Below are 19,925 nucleotides of genomic sequence, written 5' to 3'. Positions count from 1 at the left end.
CAAGAGGTTCAAGCCATGAAGCAAAAGACGCTACCCCCATTGAACTGGCTGCGGGCATTCGAGGTGTCTGCCCGCTGTTTGAACTTCACCCATGCCGCCGAAGAACTGTTTTTGACCCAGGGCGCGGTCAGTCAGCAGATCCGCCAACTGGAAAGCCATCTTGGGGTGGCACTGTTCAAACGCCTGCCCCGAGGCCTGGGGCTGACCGAGGAAGGCCAGGCTTATCTGCCAGTTGTGCAGGATGCGATCACGCGACTGGCAGTGGGGACCAACGAGATTTTTGGCCAGCATAAACGTCGGCCGATCAAGGTGCGTGGCAGCCTGGCGTTCTTCGTGCATTGGCTGGCACCCAAGCTGGCGGGGTTTAGCCAGGCGCATCCGCATGTCGATATCCGCTACATCAGCAATATCTGGGTCAAGGAACTGGACGGGGAGGATGACATGGAGATTCGCTGGGGCCACGGTCAATGGCCCGGCCTGGTGGCGCAGCGCCTGACCTGGGACACGTTGTTCCCGGTCTGCTCGCCGGACCTGATGGCAAGGTCGCCGCTGACGGTCCCGGCGGATGTGTCGCACCATCCGCTGTTGCATGTCCTGGGTTACGAAGAGGGTTGGGGATACTGGTTGAACATGGTCGGTGCGGACAGCGTCGACTCCTCGACCGGCATGCAGTTCGATACATTGATCTGCACGTTGCGCATGGCCGAGTTAGGGCAGGGGATCGCCCTGGCGCGGTCCTCGATGGTGGAGGAGATGCTTCTGGATGGACGATTGGTCGAACCCTTTACCCAACGTATCGAAGCCAGCGAGTCTTTTTACCTTGTGCGCGGTTCCGGGGCCGAGCAACACCCCGACGCGGTGATGTTTTCCACCTGGCTGGTCGAGCAGGCACATCGTTTCAAATGAATGGCCGGAGCCAACCATGCGTTATGTGAGTACCCGAAATTCGGCCGTACAGGTCGACTTCGAACAGGTCGTATTGTCTGGCATTGCCCAGGACGGTGGGCTGTTCGTACCGCTGGAACTGCCGCTGTTTGAAGCGCAGGACATCGCCAACTGGTCGACCTTGCCCTATGACGAACTGGCCTACAGGGTGATCAGTCCGTTCGTGGGGGAGGCGATCCCCGAGACAGACCTCAAGCGCATGCTCAAAGAGGCTGGCAGTCAATTCCGCCATCGCTCCCTTGCACCTTTGCATCAGGTCGATCGTAACGAGTGGGTGCTGGAACTGTTCCACGGGCCGACTCGCTCCTCGAAGGATTTTGCCGCGCAGTTGCAGGCACGGCTGGTGCCGTATTTTCTGCGCAAGCGCGGGCGTCGCGGGGTGGTGATCGGTGCCACCAACGGCGATACCGGGCTGGCGGCCATCGAGGCGTTCAAGCACTGCGAGGACACCTGCGTGGTGGTGTTTTACCCGGAGAAGGGCGTTCCCCGGGACCAACTCCAGCATCTGCAAGCAGCGGCGCACCCAAGGGTTCATCAGTTCGCGGTCAACGGCAGCTTCGACGAGTGCCAGACCATCGTCACCCGGCTGTTCCGACAATGGCCGTATGCGCAGTACGAGGCGATCAGTTTCAACTCCAGTAACTGGGTCAGTGTGTTGGCGCAACTGGTGTTTTACTTCCACGCCGTGTTGCAACTGGGAGGCGGCCAGCGACCGATTGGTTTCAGCGTACCGGCGGCGAGTTTTGCCGAGGTGTATGCCGGCTACATCGCGCAAAAAATGGGCCTGCCGATCACCCAGATGATTGTTGCGACCAACCAGAACGACGCGTTGCATCAGTTGTTCCAGAAGAACCACTACAGCAGGTCACGCGCCAACAAGACGCTTTCGCCTGCCATGGACCTGTCGATCTTTTCCAATCTGGAACGCTTCCTTTGGGAGCTCTACGGGCATGACGACCAGGCGGTGAGTGCGCTGATGGAGGGGTTCGAGTCCAGCGGCGAGATGGTCATCGCCAACGAGTTCTGGTTGCAGGCGCGGATGATCATCGACTCCTACGCGGTCAGTGATGAGCAGACGCTGACGGAAATCACCTCGCTGTTTCGCGACACGGGATACGTCATCGATCCGCATACGGCCACTGGCGTGCTGGCGGCCAGGTTGTATCGGCGAAGCCTGGTGGCGCCAATGGTGACCTTGGGGGAAATCTCACCGGTCAAGTCGGCGGCACTGCTTGGCGAGTTGGGCATCAGTGTGCCGGGGCTGCACCCTGAGGTCGCGACGCAGGGACAGGCGCAGGTTTACCGAATTCAACCGGACGACCTCGATACCATCCATGAGCGGCTCGGCGCGCTGTGAAGGCGCGACAACAGGAGGCCAAGTGAAGCGAATTCTGGACCCTCTCGATGAACACATCATCGCTGAACTACAGCTCAATGCCAGGGCTGCACACGCCGAACTGGCGGCCAAGGTCAACCTGTCACGCAATGCGGTGCGCCAGCGTATAGAAAGACTCGAACGCGACGGGGTCATACAGGGATATACGGTACGCACGGGGGAGGGGCGGCAAGCCACGTCGAACATCAACGCGGTGATTTTCGTTTACCGCTACGACCGGATGCGGGGTGCGGAAGTGCTACAAGCGCTGCGGGCGATTCCGGAAGTCATCCAGTGCGATGTCATGAGCGGCGAATTCGACCTGATGCTGCGGGTGGGCGCTGCGAGCCCGCAGCGGGTGCACAAGGTCTGGACTGAAATTGCCGCGTTGCCCGGAGTGGAAAATACCGTGACCTCCTTTGTGTTGTCGTCTGTTGTGTAGCCCATTTTTCGTAATAGAAAACGGGCCAGAAAGGCTAATGCCGATCAGTTAAGGGTTTGAACACCGCAATCCTTGTGGGAGCGAGCTTGCTCGCGATGACGGTTGGGCAGTCACACAAGGGGTGCCTGACAGTCCGCTATCGCGAGCAAGCTCGCTCCCACAGTTTGATCTTCAGTGACCGCCAATCCCACGGCCGGCCACAATACCTGTGGGAGCGAGCTTGCTCGCGATGGCGGCGTGACAGTCAATAGAAATGTTGGATGACAGGGCCTCATCGTCGGAACGCCGCCCGGACCAAGCTCGCTCCCACAGGGGTATGTGGTATTGCGGGTTTATGCGACCGGTTCGATTTGATCGAGCACGCGGTTTGCGGTGATTTCGGCGAGCATGACGCTATTGGAAATACCCAGCAGGGCATTGCGGTCACCACCCTCCAGATGATCCACCAGTTGATGCACCATCACATCCACCGAGGCCAGGGTCTCGACCAGATAGACCATCAGGGTTTCAGTCGTGGCCTCGGGGTCGACGGTGAACAAGGTGCTGATTGTTCGAGGGGTGGCTTTGATGTCGGCTGTCGAGGGGAAGTGGTACGCGAGGGCATGCTCGGCGGCCTCGTGCAGTTTTTTTGAATCGGGTTCGTATGGGGATGCTGGATCGGTGTCCGGGGGATTAGGCGAAGGCTTGATCATAGGTTGAACTCCCAAATATATGGAGCCGTCACCGACCTGCGACTAAACAAGGGGTGGCAGCTGTACGCAGGTTAGTCGACCGGGGGAGTATCAAACCGGCGCGCCCGAAGGCGCCCTGCGCACAGCTACCATGAAGTGCAGGCATGAAATAACCTGACTGTCTGATCGCATATGCGCTTTGATATACCCCGGGCGACTAAACCCGATCACTGATGGGCAGTGACACGAATCAAGTTACCGATGGCTTCCAAGGCGCACAAGCCGGCGGATTCTGGCGTACCTGTAGGCAACGACGCAAGGCGTTGTAGCTTTCATCGAGTAACACTGACAGCCGTTAAACAGGCCCTATCTATAGGCCCAAATCCTGTAGGAGCGAGCTCGCTCGCGATGGTCGCCAACGATAACGCTGAAAGCCTGACACCCCGCGGCGTTCTCCGGTTTTTCGCGAGCAAGCTCGCTCCCACAGGGGGGATGTGGTGGTCAAGATTGGTCCGCCTCCTACCCGATTCTGAAGCTTTGCCCAGACACTGGTCAAAACGCCCACAAAATAGAGCAAATTGGCCTATTTCACTGCCCTGGGCCCAGCCCTAACCTAGTGCCCAACAACCCATCACTCGGATCGAGGGCATAACAAAATGACTGAATACAAATTGGCGCTGGTTGGCTTTGGTGGTGTTAACCGGGCATTGGCTCAGCTGATTGCCGATCGTAACGAGCAGTGGAAAACAGAACTGGGCTTCACCCTGAAAATCGTCGGTGTGACTGACTTGTTTCTCGGTTCGGTGATTGGCCGCGAAGGGTTGGACGCCAATGTGCTCGCCCGATTGCCGGCAGTCAAAGGTGCATTGGCGCAACTGTCGGGTGGCGACGTCGCAGCCCTCAATGAAGCGGTGATCAAGGACTCCGGCGCGGACATTATTGTTGAAGCCACCTTCACCAACCCGGTGGACGGTGAACCGGCGACGACGTTCTGCCGTTGGGCGCTGGAGGGCGGCCAGCATGTCGTCACCACCAACAAGGGCCCCATCGCCTTGCACGGCGCCGAGCTCAAGGCACTGGCTCGACGTAAGCATGTCGCCTTTGAATACGAAGGCTCGGTCATGAGCGGCACGCCGGTTATTCGCCTGGCCCGGCAGGCACTGGCAGGCAGCTCCATTGTCGGTTTTGAAGGCATTCTCAACGGCACGTCCAACTTCGTGCTCACCAGCATGGAAGGCGGCCTGGGGTTTGCCGAGGCCGTTGCCAAGGCTCAGGCGCTGGGTTACGCCGAAGCTGATCCGACGGCGGATGTCGAGGGGCATGACGTACGCCTCAAGGTGGTGATCCTGGCCAATGAACTGCTGGACGCGAAGCTGACGGTCAGCGACGTCACGTGCAGCGGCATTTCGTCCCTCAGCCTTGGCGACATCGAAAAAGCCCGGCAGGACGGCGCTCGCTGGAAGCTGATCGGGTCGGCGATGCGCCATGCCGACGGCTCGATCAGTGCCAGTGTCGAACCGCGGCTGTTGAACAACGACCATCCGCTGGCCAGTGTCGGTGGCGCGACCAACGCAGTGTCATTTACTTCCGAACTGCTTGGTGCGGTGACGGTTTCGGGGCCTGGAGCCGGGCGCACGGAAACAGCGTTTGCGTTGCTCTCGGACATCATCAGCATCCATCAATCCACTGCCCGCAACCAGGAGTAAACCCTGTGAAATTATCGCGCCTGGTTCTGGATATCGTAGAGCCGCCCATTGAAGTCTTTAACGCCTATGACGGTTCCGTCATCGGCAGCGTAACGAATGTCTGTGCCTCGCAAGTTCCGCAATTGTTGGAGACAGGACGCAGTGGCGCACGAGCGTGCGCCGCGTTGGCACGTCATCGTCGGGCTCGCATTCTTGAGCAAGCCGCAATCGACATCGAACGTGATGCCGGCGTGTTTGCCAGGCTGATCGTCGACGAGGCCGGGAAGACCCTCAAGCAGGCACAAAAGGAGGTCAAACGCTGCGTCAACACCCTCAAGCTGTCGGCCGAGGAGGCCAGGCGCAATGCCGGGGAGGTGGTGCCGTTCGACGCTTACGAAGGTTCCGAATCGCGTCAGGGCTGGTTTTCCCGTGAACCTCTGGGTCTGATCGTTGCGATCACGCCGTACAACGATCCGTTGAACCTGGTGGCGCATAAACTCGGCCCGGCCATTGCCGGCGGGAACGCGGTGATTCTCAAGCCCTCCGAGCTCGCGCCATTGTCGGCCATTAAACTGGTGTCCTATCTGGTCGCCGCAGGCTTGCCTGAGTCAGTGGTTACGGTCGCCACCGGCGGCGCGGAACTGGGCAAGGCGTTGGTCGCCGCCCGTGAGGTGCGGATGATTTCCTTCACCGGCGGTTTCGTCACCGCAGAGCAGATCGCCCGTACGGCCGGCTTGAAGAAACTGACCATGGACCTGGGCGGCAATGCGCCGGTCATCGTCATGGGCGACTGCGACCTTGAGGCCGCTGTCGAGAGTTGCGTGTCCGGAGCCTTTTGGGCAGCGGGGCAGAACTGCGTAGGCACTCAGCGCTTGCTGATTCAGGCGTCGATTTATGAAGCGTTCCGAGAGCGATTCGTCAGCCAGGCCGGTGCGCTTGTGGTCGGCGATCCATTGCTGGCCGACACCGATATCGGCCCCATGATTACGGCGCAAGCCGCGCAGAATGCCGAGCAAGTGGTCAACGAGGCCTTGCAAGAGGGCGCCACGTTGCTCTGCGGCCATCGGCGTACAGGATCGTGCTACGCCGCCACCGTGTTGGAAAACGTCGATCACGCCAGTCGACTCTGGCGCAATGAGGTCTTCGCTCCGGTGGTGGTATTGCAGCTTTTCGAAACCTTCGATGAAGCCATCGCGTTGGCCAATGAACCTGAATACAGCCTGCATGCCGGGATCTTCACCAATGATCTGGCAACCGCGATGAGCGCCGCACGGAGGATCGAAGCCGGGGGCGTGATGATCAACGACTCCTCCGACTACCGCTTCGATGCGATGCCGTTTGGCGGTTCCAAGTACGGTAGCCTGGGCCGGGAAGGGGTGCGTTTTGCCTATGAGGAAATGACCCAACCCAAAGTGGTGTGCCTTAACACGTTGGGTTAGTCGATTCGCGGCCACGAGCGAAATCAGGTTACTAGCTTCAAACAATGGCGATTCAGTGATCAAACACTTCACGAATCGTGACGTATTGGAATTTCTTCGGCCCCAGAACGCCTTTGGTAAATGAAAACTGGAGGCAGCCAAATGGATCTAGTCGCCCAGCTTGGCCCAGAATTCTTCGGCAGAGGGGCTGATTGGGGCCGTGGGACGCGTGAGATGAATCTCCAAGGGAATATCCCAGCTTTCGTCGAGCGCCCTGACAAGCCGACCGTCAGCCATTTCTTGTTCTGTCAGGCTTTTGGGTAACCACGCAACTCCCTTGCTTTCCAAGGCCATGGACATCAGCACTGCTGCAAGGTGGCTACTAAAAAGAGGCTTGAGGTTAAGGTAGTCTTCCTTGCCGTGGAGTCGGTGAGCGACGATGCGGCCTAGACCCGATTCGTGGGTGTATGCCAAGTAGGGCAGTGTTTCTGGTGAGGTACCAAAATTGGCAGAGGCACTCGCCAATGGCACGAGTACATCCTCTCCAACTTTCTTCCCAATGAACTGATCAGGGGCTAGCAAGGGGGGGACGTCAGGATGGCGATGGCAAAGCAGGAACTGAACCTGGCCGTGAATCAGCATCTGCTCACAAACAGCCATGCTATCTGAGTGCAGTCGTACAGCATCTATCGGGGCGCCATTTTCCGTATTTCTCAGCCATCTCGGGAAGAAGGTGAATGACAGGGAGTGGGTGGCTGCGAATTGCAGCGTTTTGGCGGCCATCCCAGCCACCTCCTGTGCCTCTGTGCGCATCCTGTACAAGCGTCGTGCAGCCTCCTGAGCACTGGGCAAAATCTGCCTTCCAGCCTCGGTCAGAGTTGCTCCCTGAGGCGTTCGCACAAACAACTCCACGCCCATCCAATTCTCCAGTGAACGGACTCTGCGGCTGAAGGCCGGCTGAGTGACGTGGCGCGCTTCAGCGGCACGAACAAAGCTGCCGTATTCCGCAAGCGCTGAAAAATCTTCAAGCCAGACGAGTTCCAAGGGCAATGCCTCCTGTGCATAGGGCGCGGCATTAATAGCATTGGGCGGGTGTCATCGCAAAGCATAACGTGGGGGCCACCAACAACAAGAGGAACCCGTCATGCGTATCGTAGACATCCGTGAAAAAACCGTCTCTATCGCTTCTCCAATCGCCAATGCCTACATCGATTTTTCGAAAATGACCTGCTCGGTTGTCGCTGTCGTCACGGATGTAATTCGCGACGGTAAACCTGTCATCGGTTACGGTTTCAACTCCAATGGTCGCTATGGCCAAGGCGCTCTGATGCGTGATCGCTTCCTGGCGCGTATCACGGAAGCTGATCCAGATACACTCGTTGATCATGAGAACAACAACCTGGATCCGTTCGCCATCTGGAAAACCCTGATGACCAACGAAAAGCCAGGTGGCCACGGCGAGCGGTCAGTCGCGGTTGGCACCATCGACATGGCTGTGTGGGATGCCGTTGCCAAGATTGAAGGCAAGCCCCTGTATCGCCTGCTGGCCGACCGTTACCGTGGCGGCGTGGCAGATGACAAGGTTTGGGTCTACGCCGCGGGGGGCTATTACTACCCTGGCAAAGACCAGACCAAGCTCAAAGCAGAAATGCAGAGCTATCTGGATCGTGGCTACGACGTCGTCAAGATGAAGATCGGTGCGGTTCCTCTGGACGAAGATATCCGTCGCATCGAAGCGGTACTTGAAGTGGTCGGTGATGGTCGTCGACTGGCTGTCGATGCCAATGGCCGCTTCGATCTGAAGACAGGTATTGCGTACGCTGAGGCCATCAAAAAGTACAACCTCTTCTGGTACGAAGAAGTTGGCGATCCGCTGGACTATGAACTGCAGGCTGAGCTTGCAAACCACTATGAACTGCCCATGGCTACTGGTGAAAACCTGTTCTCCCATCAGGATGCTCGTAACCTGCTACGCCACGGTGGTATGCGCCCTGATCGCGATTACCTTCAGTTCGACTGCGCCCTGTCATACGGACTCGTCGAGTACATGCGTACCCTGAAAGTGATGGAAGAAATGGGTTGGTCTTCCCGCCGCGTAGTTCCGCATGGTGGCCACCAGATGTCCCTGAATATCGCAGCGGGCCTGCACCTGGGCGGTAACGAATCGTACCCGGACGTGTTCCAGCCTTTCGGCGGTTTCGCTGACGGGATTCGTGTGGAAAACGGCTATGTCGGTCTGCCGGATATTCCAGGTGTCGGCTTCGAAGCCAAGTCAGCCTTGTACGCAGTGATGCGTGAGCTGGGCGAAGGCTGATAGCCCTCGAACTGCGGTCTTTTTCAAGAGGCCGCAGTTATCAGGCGTCACCCACTGACGTTACGCCACATGCCCATCACAAAAATAAAATGAGGTGCTTCCGTGGAAATCTCCAAGACTCGCTGGTACAGCCAGCTGTATGTGCAGGTGCTGATCGGTATCGTAATCGGTGCAGCGATTGGTCACTTTGAACCGCAATTCGGAGCCAAGCTTCAACCTTTTGCAGACGGCTTTATCAGACTCATCAAAATGCTGTTGGCCCCTATTATTTTTGGCACCGTGGTTGTCGGTATCGCCAAGATGGGCAGCATCAAAGAGGTAGGGAGAATTGGCGTTAAATCGCTGCTCTACTTCGAGATTCTTTCAACCATCGCCCTGGTCATCGGCCTTGTTGTGGTTAACGTCGTAAAGCCAGGCGTTGGGATGAACATCAATGTTGACGCACTGGATGGCAGTGCCATCGCCAAGTACAGCCAAGCTGCCAGTGAGCAGGGTGGCACCGTCGATTTTTTCATGAACATCATCCCTCAAACTTTTGTCGGCGCGTTTTCGAATGGCGTCATGCTCCAGGTCATCCTGCTTTCGGTCTTGATGGGGGTTGCCCTGGTTCAAATGGGGGAAACCAGCAAACCGCTGATCAATACGATCGACCTGTTCCTGCAAGGGCTGTTCAAAGTCGTGGCAATGGTCATGCGGCTGGCTCCACTTGGTGCCGGTGCCGGTATGGCATTCACTATCGGCAAGTACGGGATCGGTACGCTACTGTCGCTCGGCCAGTTGCTGATTGCGCTCTACGTCACCACCCTGATCTTCATTGTGGTGGTGCTTGGAACGGTTGCCCGATGGTCAGGAATGCCTTTATTACAGTTTCTCCGGTACTTCAAGGACGAGATTCTCATCACGCTCGGAACCTGCTCGACTGAGGCTGTGCTTCCGCGAATGATGGTGAAACTTGAAAAGCTGGGCTGCAAGAAGTCGGTGGTTGGCATGGTGCTGCCAACTGGATACACCTTCAATGCGGATGGCACCTGCATTTACCTCACCATGGCGGCGATTTTTATCGCACAGGCAACCAATACGCCGCTGACGTTTATGGATCAGATGATTCTGTTGGGTGTTTTCCTGCTGACGTCGAAAGGCTCGGCTGGTGTGGCGGGTGCCGGGTTCATAACCCTTGCGGCAACACTTACAACCATCCACTCCATTCCGTTGGTAGGCCTTGTCCTGCTCTTGGGCATCGACAGGTTCCTCAATGAAGCGCGAGCAGTTACCAACCTGATTGGCAACGGTATCGGCACCATCGCCATTGCCAAGTGGGACAACTCGTTCGATGTAGAAGCCTGTGAGCGTGAAATCGCCGCGATGAAAAACGCAAAGGCGGAGCGTAGAGCGTTAGCAATGCAAAAGTAATCAACATCGCTTACCCGGTCATTCCTCTTCGGATAGGGCGCAATGACCGGTAGCTATTCGATGCCTCGTTCACATAGAACCATTCAAGCGAAGTTCTCAGTTGAATTGCGATGGAGCCGAAAAAATGATTGAGCGATCCCATCACGAACTACGTAAGGCGTTCGGTGATTTGCTTCATGGAACAGTCTGTAAATTTGCCGCATCCGTGTTCGATCCGATCTCCGTTCGAATGGCTTCTGACCTTGGTTTTGAGGTCGCTATCCAGGGTGGATCCGTCGCCTCGCTTCAAGTGCTTGGTGCCCCTGACATCTCGCTGCTCACTCTCGATGAATATGCAGAGCAAGTTTCCAGGGTTGGTCGCGCCAGCCAAATCCCAATCATTGGGGACGCTGACCATGGATTCGGAAATGCGCTCAATGTGATGCGAACAGTCACCGAGCTGCAGAAGGCCGGTGTTGCCGCGCTTACGCTAGAAGACACCCACCTACCGGCCAAGTACGACGAGCAATCGAACGTGCTCATCAGTATGGAGGAGGCCGCGAGCAAGATTTACGCTGCACGATTTGCCCGGTCAGATGATGCACTTAGCATCATCGCCAGGACGAATGTGGCCGTTACCACTTTGGAAGATTCCGTTGCACGTACCAAGGCCTATCAAAAAGCTGGAGCCGACGCGATTTGCCTCGTCGGAGTAAAGGATTTCCAACACTTGGAGGCGCACACCTCGCATCTTTCAGTGCCAATCATGCTGATTAATTATGGAAACCCTGCACTGAGCGATGTTGAGAAGCTGAGCGCAGCCAATGTGCGGATCGTGGTCAATGGGCATGCCCCATTTTTGGCTGCGATCAAAGCAAGTTACGAGGCATTGCGCGAGCAGAGCGGATTCAAAGGCGCAGAGCTATCCCTTCCAGAGCTGCTTTCAAAGTACACACTCTCGGACAATTACCGAGAGTGGGCAAAGACCTACTTGAAGTCAGAACACGATTCGAATTGAGCTTGAAACTGGTGAAATAAAGCGTCATGAAAAAGACAGTCCTGGCCTTCAGCCGCGTCTCACCCAGCCTGCTTGTAGTGGTCAACTAATCCCGGACACGACGTTAAGTTTTTCTTCGGCCCGAGCCGGTACCGGTGCTCGTCATCGACAAAGGCCTGCCGACAGCGGGTCTGCTAGCCCACGTCTTGATGACCAGGTTCGCCGACCATCTGCCGTTGCATCGCCAAGACGGTTTACCCGGATGACGATGAACGCATTGCTGCATTTAACAGGCATCTCCGCCGACCCGTTGGCGCCTCTTACACACTGCTGTACCGAAACACGGTCGCACTCCAATACTGGTTGCCGGTACCTTTTTGGCGAACCCATCCTTCGGCTACCAGTTGATTGGCGATCATTCGATTCATGAAGCCGTGACCGAGCAGCAGAACCGGTCCATCGCTGGCAAGGACGTGCAAGCGTTTGGCTGCCACACTGGCGCGCATCCTCGCAGTGCCGGCGGATTCGACGTTGCGTGAGTAACCGCACAGCCATAAGACTCGAAGGATAAATGCCCAGGTAAACGGCGATAGCCGCGGCCGTTTCCAATGACCACAAGGCAGTTGCGCTTCGCAGAAAAGTGCGTCTACCAGCGCAGGCTTCAGGCCGAGTGCCTGGACGGAGGTCAGCGCACGAGGCGCGCTGCTTGAAACAATCACCGTGGCGGTTGCGGCGAGTTGCATGCTGGCAGGCGGGACCGGGTGGTGGGTAATTTCGGATCGGTCGTATTGCTCGATCCAGTCTTTCATCTCGAGCGCTGAGACTCTGTCGGTTGTGGCCAGTTTTGGCTGGCCGTGACGCATCAGGATTATTTCCCGGCTCACAAATTGACGTCCTTGTTCTGGTGTGTGGTAAATGACCAGCAAATGCGGTTTCGGGAACTCAGGGTACGCCTCCCGTACCCGCACAAAACCGCACAATGAGGCTCGAGATTATCGGTTTTTGGACCAGGCGGTAATCCCGTTGGCGAAAGTCAGTTGTCGACCGTGACCGATGAGCTTTTTTTCTTCGAGGCGCGCGCACTGTGCTTTGCAAACCAGCCGTGATCACGGTACCACGCCACGGTGTCAGTGATTGTCAGCTCCAGCGCCCGGAAACTCAGGCCAAGCTCCTGCTCGCTCTTGCGGTGGTTGAAGCAGGTGCGGTCCTGCTCTCGTATCAACAGGCGCAACGTGGCCATGCTCAGCAGAATGGGCTTGCCGGTCAGGCGCGCATAGATCTCCTGCACAGCCGCCAGGGTGTATAGAAAGGGCAGCGGTAGTTGTCGAACGGGTGTCTTGACGCCCGCGATACGTCCTAGAACAGGGACCAGCTGACCCATCGTCATATGCCGGCCCGCCGCGAGATAGCGCTCACCTCGTCGGCCCTGTCTGGCGGCGGCAATCAGCGCCCATGCCACATCACGGGCATCGACAACGGAGAAGCTGCCAGGGATCAGCCCGGGCAACTTGCCGTTCACGACGTCGTTGACCAATTGTCCCGAGGAGGTCGGGCCAATGTCGCCAGGACCCCACATCCAACCGGGCAGGACCATGCAGGCATGCATCTCGGGATGTGCTTCCAGGAACGACAGGACGACACGGTCGGCGAGGATCTTGCTGCGGTAGTAGTCATCCGCGTCGGCGTCGGCCCGCAGGCATGTCTCATCGATCGACGAGCCAGGTGCGCCGTCGAGCACGGCGATGGAAGACGTATGGACGAACCGTCGTATACCGGCGCGCCAGGCCTGGTGAATCAGGTCCCGTGTACCGGCGACATTGATCTTTTCGAGTTCCTTCCAGTGGCTGCCGCCCTTGTAGTTGTCGCGAAAGTACGCCGCGGTGTGAAACACCGTATCGCAACCTTGCAGCGATGCTGCGAATGCATCGACATCGGCCATGTCACCCACGACCAGCTCCACCCCCGGCAGGTTGTTGAACTGCTGTTCACCCTTGGCTCTTGAGCGGACCAGGCCTTTGACCGTGTAGCCACGAGCGACCAATTCACGTACCAGGTTGTTGCCCAGCAAGCCGGTTGCTCCAGTAACAAATGCGCTGCGCATGGCTCAACCCTCACCCTGTTCGGCTGACGGCATCAACACCGCACTGTCGAAGAAGACCTCTTCACGGATGGCCAGCCCGTTTCTGAAGGTGAAGTGTGCGGCGTAGCGCACGGTAATATGGCGTCCATGGGGTGCAATCACCCGGCCTGGCAGCACCAAGGGTGCGGCGAAGGTGCCGGTCAGTAAGGCAGTCAGCGCCAAAAGATCGCCAGAGACCATGAATGGAGTGAAGGTCACCTGGGCATCGGGGAATGCGTAGAACAGCGCAGTCTCTCGTTTGCCCATGGATTCGCGACCGGTTTGAATCCCCATGCCGTCGAGGTAGATGAAGTCTTCGCTAACCAATGCAAGCATCGCCTCCACATCACGGCGATTGAAGGCGCTTGAGGCGCGTTGCGCATAGTCGTTGGGGCCAGTCGTCATTACAGTCCATTCCATTCGTTTCGAGGGCCTGTAGATATACCTTCGAGGCCTCTGCCGAAAAACAGCGACTACTGCATAATGGCTTTGCACATATGCAGACCAGGGAGGACAGGACGCATGGCGTTGCAAGCAAATTGGGACGATCTTCGTCTGCTGTTGGCCGTCTCGCGGCGTGGCAGCCTTCTTCAAGCTGGCCAGTTGCTGGGTATCGCGGCGTCTACCGTGTCCCGCCGCCTGACCCAACTTGAGGTCGCACTGGGCGAGCCACTCGTCGAGCGGGGCGTTGAAGGATGCTGGTTGACCTCGCGGGGCCAATCCCTCGTGGAAGTTGCCCAGGCGGCGGAAGCGGGCTTGAGGCGTCAAACCGCTGCAGGCATCTCCGAGCTGCACACAGAGCTGGCTGGCAGTGTTCTGGTCAGTGCGGGCGAGGGGTTCTCGTCTTGTGTGCTGGAGGCCGCGAGTCGCTTCACTTCTGTGCACCCGCGTTGCTCGGTGGAGCTGATGGTCACCGCCGACTTTCACAAGATCGTCCGCGGTGTGGCAGACATTGCTGTACGTACAGCTCATCTGGGTGAGCCGTCGCTGATTTATCGACCCATAGGCCGTCTCGCCTACGGTGTCTTTGCTGATGCGGGTTATCTGAAGCGGTTTCCAGGGGTGACTCCGGCCACTGCGGTCAATGTCGCCTTGCTTCCCCCGCTGGACATGTTGCCGCAAATGCGTGCGGCAAAGGCCGGGGGTCTGGACCGTGCGCAGATCAGCGTGAACTCGTTCGCCGTGCAGCTCGAATCGGTGAGGCGGGGTATGGGGGTGGCCGTTCTGCCTCGCATACTGGCGAAGGATCTGATCGGGTTGTTCCCGGATCTCCACCTTCCAGATATGGAGGTCTATCTGGTGACCCGGCCTCAGGCATTGAAGCAGGCCCACATCAAATGTTTTTTTGCCATTCTGGAGCAGGTGCTGCTCGAAGCCCTGTCCATGGAAAATGTCGAAGGTTAACTCTTGGGGGGAGACCTGCGCGGATCTTTTTCCAGCGCGCCCGATGTGCCAACCGCAAACAGCCAGGTTTAGCGTCCAATGCTGTTTGTAGGAGCGAGCTTGCTTGCGATGGTCGTTAACGATAACGCGTATTTACTGGCTAAACGCGGCGCTCTTGAGTCCATCGCGAGCAAGCTCGCTCCTACAGAGCCACATTTCCGTAACTGAACGGCATTGCGGTTCAGCGTCACCCTTCGACGGTCATGCGCATGGCCAGGCCCGCGAGGACCGTCCCCATCAGCCAGCGCTGCACGGTCTGCCACACGGGCTTGCGTGCGAGGAATGTCGCAATGGAGCCCGCCATGACGGCAATCAGGGCGTTGACGCTTACGCTGATGACGATCTGCGTAGAGCCAAGCACGATGGATTGCGCCAGCACGCTGCCGTGGCCGGCGGGGTCGATGAACTGGGGCAGCAGCGACAAATACATGACCGCGACTTTGGGATTCAGCAGGTTGGTGACAAACCCCATCATAAACAGCTTGCGCGGGTTGTCCTTGGGCAGGTCGCGCACCTGGAACGGAGAACGGCCGCCGGGCTTGACCGCTTGCCAGGCCAGGTAGAGCAGATAGAGCGCGCCGCCGAGTCGCAGGGCGTCATACGCATAGGGAACCGCCAGGACCAGAGCTGTGATGCCCAATGCGGCGCAAAACATATAAACGACGAAACCCGACGCCACGCCACCCAGGGAAATCAGTCCGGCCATTCGTCCCTGGCAGATCGATCGCGAGATGAGATAGATCATGTTCGGGCCGGGAGTCAGCACCATGCCGAGTGAAATCAGGCCGTAGGCAAGCAGGTTGGACAGTTCGGGCATGGCGTAACTCCTGAAGGAAGAGATAACGAACTGGAAGCTCCGCTAAATCTGAATAAAACGGTTTTCGCGATCTCTGAGGTATGCACCTGGATGGCGTGGACGATAGTAGGGCGGCCAAAGGGAGAACGTTAGATACAGATTGACTGACAAAACGTCATACAGCGGTCGCGGCACTTGATGTCGGCGGCTCGCGCCAGCCGGGCGATGGGCGCAGGATTGGCATTCCCTGGCCTCGCTATAGATGATGTGCTTGTTGGTTTAGTGCAGACGCCGGGAACGCCTACAGCATCAGCTTCCGGCTGAATTTGGTTTCCATCACGATGTGGGAGGCGGTGTAAAAACGTTTTTGAGCGCGACAGGTACTCAAAATCGGACGGGAGGTCGCGTTTCTACGCGAAATCCACATCTGCTGACATGCCGATAAATTTCAGATTTAACGTAGATGCGCATGCTTCAATTTTGATGAAGCGTTTTTACACACTCTGGGCCAGGAGCGGTCGCTGGGATGAAGCTGATACAACCAAAATCTACTTCCCTTCAAGCTTTCGTTTCAGTCGCCTTAGATCACTATTGACGATCAACTTATGGGCTGGACCTACCGGCAACATGTAGATGCGCCCAAAGACATTATGCGTTACGACAGATGATGTGATGGTGAACACTCGATCTGTTATCGAAAGGCAAACCATGACATCCAGATGCCGGTCACGTTCGGTCAGAACCAGTATGTCGGGGGCACTATGCTCCACCAGAAAGAAATCCAGCTGTTCGCCAGCGTGTATTGTCTCTCGCCTGGCGCCGGAGAATCCGCCGATCCGCTTCACGCCGAATAACGAGGAAATCGCGTCCCTCGTTCGGAACGCTAGCCGCATGAACAGTCCCGGTTCGGCCGTCATGATGTTCCAGGCGTCAAGAGTGGTTATTTCAACAGGGAGCGGAACCGACCTGCTGTCATAGTAATCAAGATCGGACAGTGCACGCAGAGTGTGAGCAGGTGATGTGGTAGCCAAACATTATCTCCTTCCGTGGGCCGACGGCGATTCCCGATAAAATCGGGAGCTGATGATCATGTAGCCATGCTACTTCATGATTACCCCCAAATTCGGTCAGTGTGTAGACCTGGATGCAAGTGCGACTACGACGAGATGTGCCACATCCTCGAAGGTGCACCGTGCGCCTGACCGATGCGGACGACATATCGTGCGAACAATCAGGCCTGTGCCTCGCCCGGGAACACCGGCAGCCCGTACGTCAACGCAAGGTCCAAGGCCGGTTACAAGGGGGTATAACTATCAGAACAAATGGCGGGTCACCCGGAATAGGCCCTCCAAAGATAGCGCCCGGGCCAGGCGCCCCAGACCTGATCGGCGCCTGCGGCGCGGAGCGATGTGATGAGTTCCAGAGCATGGCGATGGGCTCGCAAGGGCCTTCCTGGCTGCATCGGGCTGGCCTTGCTGGTCGCTCCACTGTGCGCCAGCGCCATGTTCAAGTGCCAAGCCGGGGACGGAGCCATCAGCTACACCAGCCAAGTCATCGCCAGCGCCCGCTGTACTCGCGTGAATGGCATGGCCGGTGCCAAGGCAATGACCCTGCCACGGCTTGTGCGGGACGACAACTCAGGCGCGGTGCGGGTTCGGGTGTACACCTTCATCCACAGGGGTATTCGTCAATATGTGAGCCGGCGCCCCGTCGGGATCTCCGCACGGGTCGATGTCCTTGAGCTCTATTACATCAAGGGCTGCTATCTGTGCATGGCGCCGAAGGATTTCAAGGTCGCCTCACTGCGCCTGGACACCCATTCCTATCGGCAGGAGATCGAAGCCGCTTCGGGGCATTATGGTGTCGACAGGGCGCTGATCCGCGCAGTGATACATGCCGAATCGGCGTTTCGCCCCAATGCCATTTCCGAAGCCGGCGCCCAGGGGCTGATGCAGTTGATGCCCGCCACCGCCGAGCGCTTCGCCGTGGACGATCCGTTCGACGCACGACAGAACATCCGTGGCGGCGTGCGCTACCTGGCTTGGCTGCTCAAGCGCTTCAACGGCAACCAGGTGCTGGCGTTGGCAGGTTACAACGCCGGCGAAGCGTCCGTGGTCGAGTACAACGGGGTGCCTCCCTACGCCGAGACGCAATCCTACGTCACCCTCGTGCAGTCCTTGACCGAACGCTATCGCAACCATCGTTAGTACCGTAGGGCGCATAACCCGGAACATAAAAACTGTTTTTTGCTCTGCAACGTAGCGTTCGGTAACGAGTTGCACGGTGTTGGCGTACCCGCCTGTCCATAAAAGGCGTTCTCCAGACAAAAAGCTTTTAAACAGGCCTTAAATTCAACGATTGGCACGGTATACGCATATATGTAACCAAGTGATTGTTGAACAATCATGATCGCCCTTACTGCTTCCACCTACCGAGGATACGAACATGCAAAAAGGTCTGATGGGCAAGAAAGCCACGCGCAACCTCGCGTGAACGGAGGGCGTGCAACAGTGAGTCAACCCAAGGAAAAAAGCCTGTCGCTACCGGACCAGGTCGCCATCGAGCTGCGCGAAGACATCATTGGCGGGCGTCTGTTACCAGGCATGCCACTGGTGGAAAGCGAGCTGGTCAACGCCTACAACGCCTCGCGCAACACCGTACGCGAGGCGCTGCACCAGTTGGGTCGCGAAGGCCTGACCAGCTATGTGCGCAACAAAGGCGTGATGGTGCGCCGAATGGGTATCGACGATGTGCGCGATATCTTCAAGGTCCGCCGCACGCTCCAATTGCAGGCGATCGCCGCGAGCAAGCCGTTACGCGAGTACCAGTCCGATCTGATGCGCGATGCCATCGAGGCGGCGCAACTGGCCCGGGATCGCGAGAACTGGCAAGCGTTCGGGACCCACAGCCTGCGTTTTCATCAACACATCGTCGGCCTGATGCGCAGCCCATTGTTCGACGAATTCTTCACTTACGTGGCGGCCCAGATGCGTCTGGTGTTTTCCAACGCTCCCAGCGAGGAAACATTCCAGAAACCCTGGCTTGAACGCGATCGGCATATTTACGACCTGCTGGGCGATGGCCGCAAGAAGGAAGCCGAGGAAGCCATGAGCAGCTATCTCAACGACTCCGAACTCGTGCTGCTGGATATTCTGAGCAGCCAACCAAAACACTGAAGAGAGGATCCATCATGTACAAGGATTATCCAGCGGCCTACCAAGTCAGCAAAGGCGCCGCATTGCAGGTAGACAAAGCGTTCTATGACCGCGTGCGCGAAAGCAGGGAAGGCCGCACGCTGGTTGAGCAATTCGAAGTGCCGATTCGCACCGGCCGCGCCTGGAAGGTGCCGGCGGGGCATGTGTTTCGCGTGACCACGCCTGTGGGGCCACAGGTCGGCGACTTCAACGTGTGGAGCGCCAACGATCCCCGCGAACGCATGTGGGCGGCCCGCACCCGTCAGTTGCAAGGCGCGCACGTCACCACCTACGACCGTTTGTGGTCGAACCTGCCGTTCCTGCGGCCGATGGTCACCATCACCGACGACAGCCTGGCCGGCTACGGCATCGACGAACATGGCGGCCGTTTGCACGATCTGCTCGGCACCCGCTGCGATCCTTACGTGAACAAGATGCTCACCGGCGAGGATTTCCATCACCATTGCCACTCCAACCTGACCCGCGCGGTGTTGCCGCACGGCCTGACCGAGTTCGACGTGCACGATGTGTTGAACATTTTCCAGTGCACCGGCCTCAATCACGACGACATGTACTTCATGAAGGCGTGCCCGGCGAAGCAGGGCGACTACCTGGAGTTCTTCGCGGAAATCGACCTGCTCTGCGCGCTGTCCACCTGCCCGGGCGGTGACCTGTCATTGCCGATGTGGGGCCCCGACGCGGAGGATCCGCTGAAGGTTTGCCGTCCTCTCGGCGTGGAAATCTACCGACTCGACGATTCGCTGCTGCAGGGTTGGAAACAGCCTGAGCGCGCCGCTTATAACGGTAACCACGGCTTGATGATTCCCAAGGCCGAGTGGGAAAAGTAAGGTTCTTCACGCAATCCCGGGAAACTGTAGGAGCGAGCTTGCTCGCGATGGTCTCAAGGGCACCGGGCTCATCCAGAATGAACGCGTTATCGTTAACGTCCATCGCGAGCAAGCTCGCTCCCACAGGGGTTATGTGTCGATCACAAAAACCGCGGAAAATCGGATCAATTGTAGGAGCGAGCTTGCTCGCGATGGTCTCAAGGGCACCGGGCTCATCCAGAATGAACGCGTTATCGTTAACGTCCATCGCGAGCTCGCTGCCACAGGGGTTATGTGTCGATCACAAAAT

General features: G+C 57.8%; 19 protein-coding genes and 1 pseudogene. 13 read left to right on the top strand and 7 right to left on the bottom strand.

Going from position 1 to position 19,925, the window contains the following annotated elements; all coding sequences use genetic code 11:
- Positions 1-15: 15 nt before the first annotated feature.
- Genes KGA81_RS28270 through KGA81_RS28260 form a run of 3 tightly spaced genes read left to right on the top strand, consistent with a single transcriptional unit; the run spans position 16 to position 2,762 of the window.
- A complete protein-coding gene (locus KGA81_RS28270) occupies positions 16-906 on the top strand; it encodes a LysR substrate-binding domain-containing protein (protein ID WP_223550662.1) in 891 nt (296 codons plus the stop codon).
- Positions 907-922: 16 nt separating this feature from the next.
- Positions 923-2,302 (top strand): threonine synthase, encoded by a 1,380-nt coding sequence (thrC, locus tag KGA81_RS28265; RefSeq protein WP_223550660.1) that lies wholly within the window; start codon positions 923-925, stop codon positions 2,300-2,302.
- Between the two features lie 22 nt (positions 2,303-2,324).
- Entirely contained in the window at positions 2,325-2,762 is a 438-nt protein-coding gene (locus tag KGA81_RS28260) for an Lrp/AsnC family transcriptional regulator (RefSeq protein ID WP_008003746.1), read from the top strand.
- A gap of 332 nt (positions 2,763-3,094) precedes the next feature.
- On the opposite strand, the gene KGA81_RS28255 is transcribed toward KGA81_RS28260, so the two are convergent.
- Entirely contained in the window at positions 3,095-3,454 is a 360-nt protein-coding gene (locus KGA81_RS28255; RefSeq protein WP_223550658.1) for a DUF6124 family protein, read from the bottom strand.
- Positions 3,455-4,089: 635 nt separating this feature from the next.
- Between KGA81_RS28255 and KGA81_RS28250 the strand changes: the two genes are divergently transcribed.
- Both KGA81_RS28250 and KGA81_RS28245 read left to right on the top strand, forming a co-directional pair.
- On the top strand, positions 4,090-5,139 hold the full coding sequence (locus KGA81_RS28250) for a homoserine dehydrogenase (protein ID WP_223550656.1): 1,050 nt from the start codon (positions 4,090-4,092) through the stop codon (positions 5,137-5,139).
- Between the two features lie 5 nt (positions 5,140-5,144).
- Entirely contained in the window at positions 5,145-6,557 is a 1,413-nt protein-coding gene (locus tag KGA81_RS28245; RefSeq protein WP_223550654.1) for an aldehyde dehydrogenase family protein, read from the top strand.
- 147 nt (positions 6,558-6,704) lie between these two features.
- On the opposite strand, the gene KGA81_RS28240 is transcribed toward KGA81_RS28245, so the two are convergent.
- Positions 6,705-7,580, bottom strand: coding sequence for a LysR family transcriptional regulator (locus KGA81_RS28240; RefSeq protein WP_095945805.1), 876 nt, complete (start codon positions 7,578-7,580; stop codon positions 6,705-6,707).
- A 100-nt stretch (positions 7,581-7,680) separates the two neighbouring features.
- Here KGA81_RS28240 and KGA81_RS28235 point away from each other — a divergent pair, with 100 nt between their 5' ends.
- From KGA81_RS28235 to KGA81_RS30330, 4 genes and pseudogenes are all read left to right on the top strand, one after another.
- Complete coding sequence (locus KGA81_RS28235) at positions 7,681-8,850, top strand: mandelate racemase/muconate lactonizing enzyme family protein (RefSeq protein WP_095945804.1); 1,170 nt, start codon at positions 7,681-7,683, stop codon at positions 8,848-8,850.
- A 102-nt stretch (positions 8,851-8,952) separates the two neighbouring features.
- A complete protein-coding gene (dctA, locus tag KGA81_RS28230) occupies positions 8,953-10,260 on the top strand; it encodes a C4-dicarboxylate transporter DctA (RefSeq protein WP_223550652.1) in 1,308 nt (435 codons plus the stop codon).
- 124 nt (positions 10,261-10,384) lie between these two features.
- Positions 10,385-11,257, top strand: coding sequence for an oxaloacetate decarboxylase (locus KGA81_RS28225; protein WP_095945802.1), 873 nt, complete (start codon positions 10,385-10,387; stop codon positions 11,255-11,257).
- A gap of 125 nt (positions 11,258-11,382) precedes the next feature.
- Positions 11,383-11,499: pseudogene (locus KGA81_RS30330) on the top strand (IS66 family transposase); the annotation flags it as partial.
- Between the two features lie 57 nt (positions 11,500-11,556).
- Here KGA81_RS30330 and KGA81_RS28220 read toward each other — a convergent pair.
- The 3 genes from KGA81_RS28220 to KGA81_RS28210 all read right to left on the bottom strand — a co-directional run bounded on the left by KGA81_RS28220 (position 11,557) and on the right by KGA81_RS28210 (position 13,760).
- Positions 11,557-12,099 carry a histidine phosphatase family protein gene (locus KGA81_RS28220; RefSeq protein WP_223550699.1) on the bottom strand — a complete coding sequence of 181 codons (543 nt, stop codon included), beginning with the start codon at positions 12,097-12,099 and terminating at the stop codon, positions 11,557-11,559.
- Between the two features lie 170 nt (positions 12,100-12,269).
- Positions 12,270-13,337 (bottom strand): SDR family oxidoreductase, encoded by a 1,068-nt coding sequence (locus KGA81_RS28215; RefSeq protein ID WP_223550650.1) that lies wholly within the window; start codon positions 13,335-13,337, stop codon positions 12,270-12,272.
- 3 nt (positions 13,338-13,340) lie between these two features.
- The gene (locus KGA81_RS28210; RefSeq protein ID WP_223550648.1) at positions 13,341-13,760 is read right to left on the bottom strand and encodes an ester cyclase; all 420 of its coding nucleotides are present in this window, start codon (positions 13,758-13,760) and stop codon (positions 13,341-13,343) included.
- A gap of 117 nt (positions 13,761-13,877) precedes the next feature.
- On the opposite strand from KGA81_RS28210, the gene KGA81_RS28205 reads away from it, so the two are divergent.
- Positions 13,878-14,759: a LysR family transcriptional regulator gene (locus tag KGA81_RS28205; RefSeq protein ID WP_223550646.1), complete on the top strand. Its 882-nt coding sequence runs from the start codon at positions 13,878-13,880 to the stop codon at positions 14,757-14,759.
- Positions 14,760-14,985: 226 nt separating this feature from the next.
- Here KGA81_RS28205 and KGA81_RS28200 read toward each other — a convergent pair whose 3' ends face one another.
- Both KGA81_RS28200 and KGA81_RS28195 read right to left on the bottom strand, forming a co-directional pair.
- Positions 14,986-15,615, bottom strand: a complete 630-nt coding sequence (locus KGA81_RS28200; RefSeq protein ID WP_223550644.1) for a LysE family translocator — start codon at positions 15,613-15,615, stop codon at positions 14,986-14,988.
- Between the two features lie 527 nt (positions 15,616-16,142).
- Positions 16,143-16,625 (bottom strand): DUF2867 domain-containing protein, encoded by a 483-nt coding sequence (locus KGA81_RS28195; protein ID WP_223550642.1) that lies wholly within the window; start codon positions 16,623-16,625, stop codon positions 16,143-16,145.
- Between the two features lie 381 nt (positions 16,626-17,006).
- Here KGA81_RS28195 and KGA81_RS28190 point away from each other — a divergent pair, with 381 nt between their 5' ends.
- The 3 genes from KGA81_RS28190 (at position 17,007) to KGA81_RS28180 (ending at position 19,636) form a co-directional block, all read left to right on the top strand.
- On the top strand, positions 17,007-17,801 hold the full coding sequence (locus tag KGA81_RS28190; protein ID WP_223550640.1) for a lytic transglycosylase domain-containing protein: 795 nt from the start codon (positions 17,007-17,009) through the stop codon (positions 17,799-17,801).
- 303 nt (positions 17,802-18,104) lie between these two features.
- Positions 18,105-18,770 (top strand): GntR family transcriptional regulator, encoded by a 666-nt coding sequence (locus KGA81_RS28185; RefSeq protein WP_223550638.1) that lies wholly within the window; start codon positions 18,105-18,107, stop codon positions 18,768-18,770.
- A gap of 14 nt (positions 18,771-18,784) precedes the next feature.
- Complete coding sequence (locus tag KGA81_RS28180; RefSeq protein WP_223550636.1) at positions 18,785-19,636, top strand: urea carboxylase-associated family protein; 852 nt, start codon at positions 18,785-18,787, stop codon at positions 19,634-19,636.
- The last annotated feature ends 289 nt before the right edge of the window (positions 19,637-19,925 follow it).

The sequence above is a fragment of the Pseudomonas sp. A-B-19 genome (genome assembly GCF_019947515.1).
Classification (GTDB): Bacteria; Pseudomonadota; Gammaproteobacteria; order Pseudomonadales; family Pseudomonadaceae; genus Aquipseudomonas.
The sequence above is the reverse complement of the archived record's forward strand: the minus strand, read 5'-3'. Positions and strand labels throughout refer to the sequence as shown.

Coding starts and splice junctions, on each gene's coding strand:
- KGA81_RS28270 (WP_223550662.1), top strand. CDS start 16: ATGAAGCAAAAGACGCTACCCCCATTGAACTGGCTGCGGGCATTCGAG.
- thrC (WP_223550660.1), top strand. CDS start 923: ATGCGTTATGTGAGTACCCGAAATTCGGCCGTACAGGTCGACTTCGAA.
- KGA81_RS28255 (WP_223550658.1), bottom strand. CDS start 3,454: ATGATCAAGCCTTCGCCTAATCCCCCGGACACCGATCCAGCATCCCCA.
- KGA81_RS28250 (WP_223550656.1), top strand. CDS start 4,090: ATGACTGAATACAAATTGGCGCTGGTTGGCTTTGGTGGTGTTAACCGG.
- KGA81_RS28235 (WP_095945804.1), top strand. CDS start 7,681: ATGCGTATCGTAGACATCCGTGAAAAAACCGTCTCTATCGCTTCTCCA.
- KGA81_RS28225 (WP_095945802.1), top strand. CDS start 10,385: ATGATTGAGCGATCCCATCACGAACTACGTAAGGCGTTCGGTGATTTG.
- KGA81_RS28220 (WP_223550699.1), bottom strand. CDS start 12,099: ATGCGTCACGGCCAGCCAAAACTGGCCACAACCGACAGAGTCTCAGCG.
- KGA81_RS28215 (WP_223550650.1), bottom strand. CDS start 13,337: ATGCGCAGCGCATTTGTTACTGGAGCAACCGGCTTGCTGGGCAACAAC.
- KGA81_RS28210 (WP_223550648.1), bottom strand. CDS start 13,760: ATGACGACTGGCCCCAACGACTATGCGCAACGCGCCTCAAGCGCCTTC.
- KGA81_RS28205 (WP_223550646.1), top strand. CDS start 13,878: ATGGCGTTGCAAGCAAATTGGGACGATCTTCGTCTGCTGTTGGCCGTC.
- KGA81_RS28200 (WP_223550644.1), bottom strand. CDS start 15,615: ATGCCCGAACTGTCCAACCTGCTTGCCTACGGCCTGATTTCACTCGGC.
- KGA81_RS28190 (WP_223550640.1), top strand. CDS start 17,007: ATGAGTTCCAGAGCATGGCGATGGGCTCGCAAGGGCCTTCCTGGCTGC.
- KGA81_RS28180 (WP_223550636.1), top strand. CDS start 18,785: ATGTACAAGGATTATCCAGCGGCCTACCAAGTCAGCAAAGGCGCCGCA.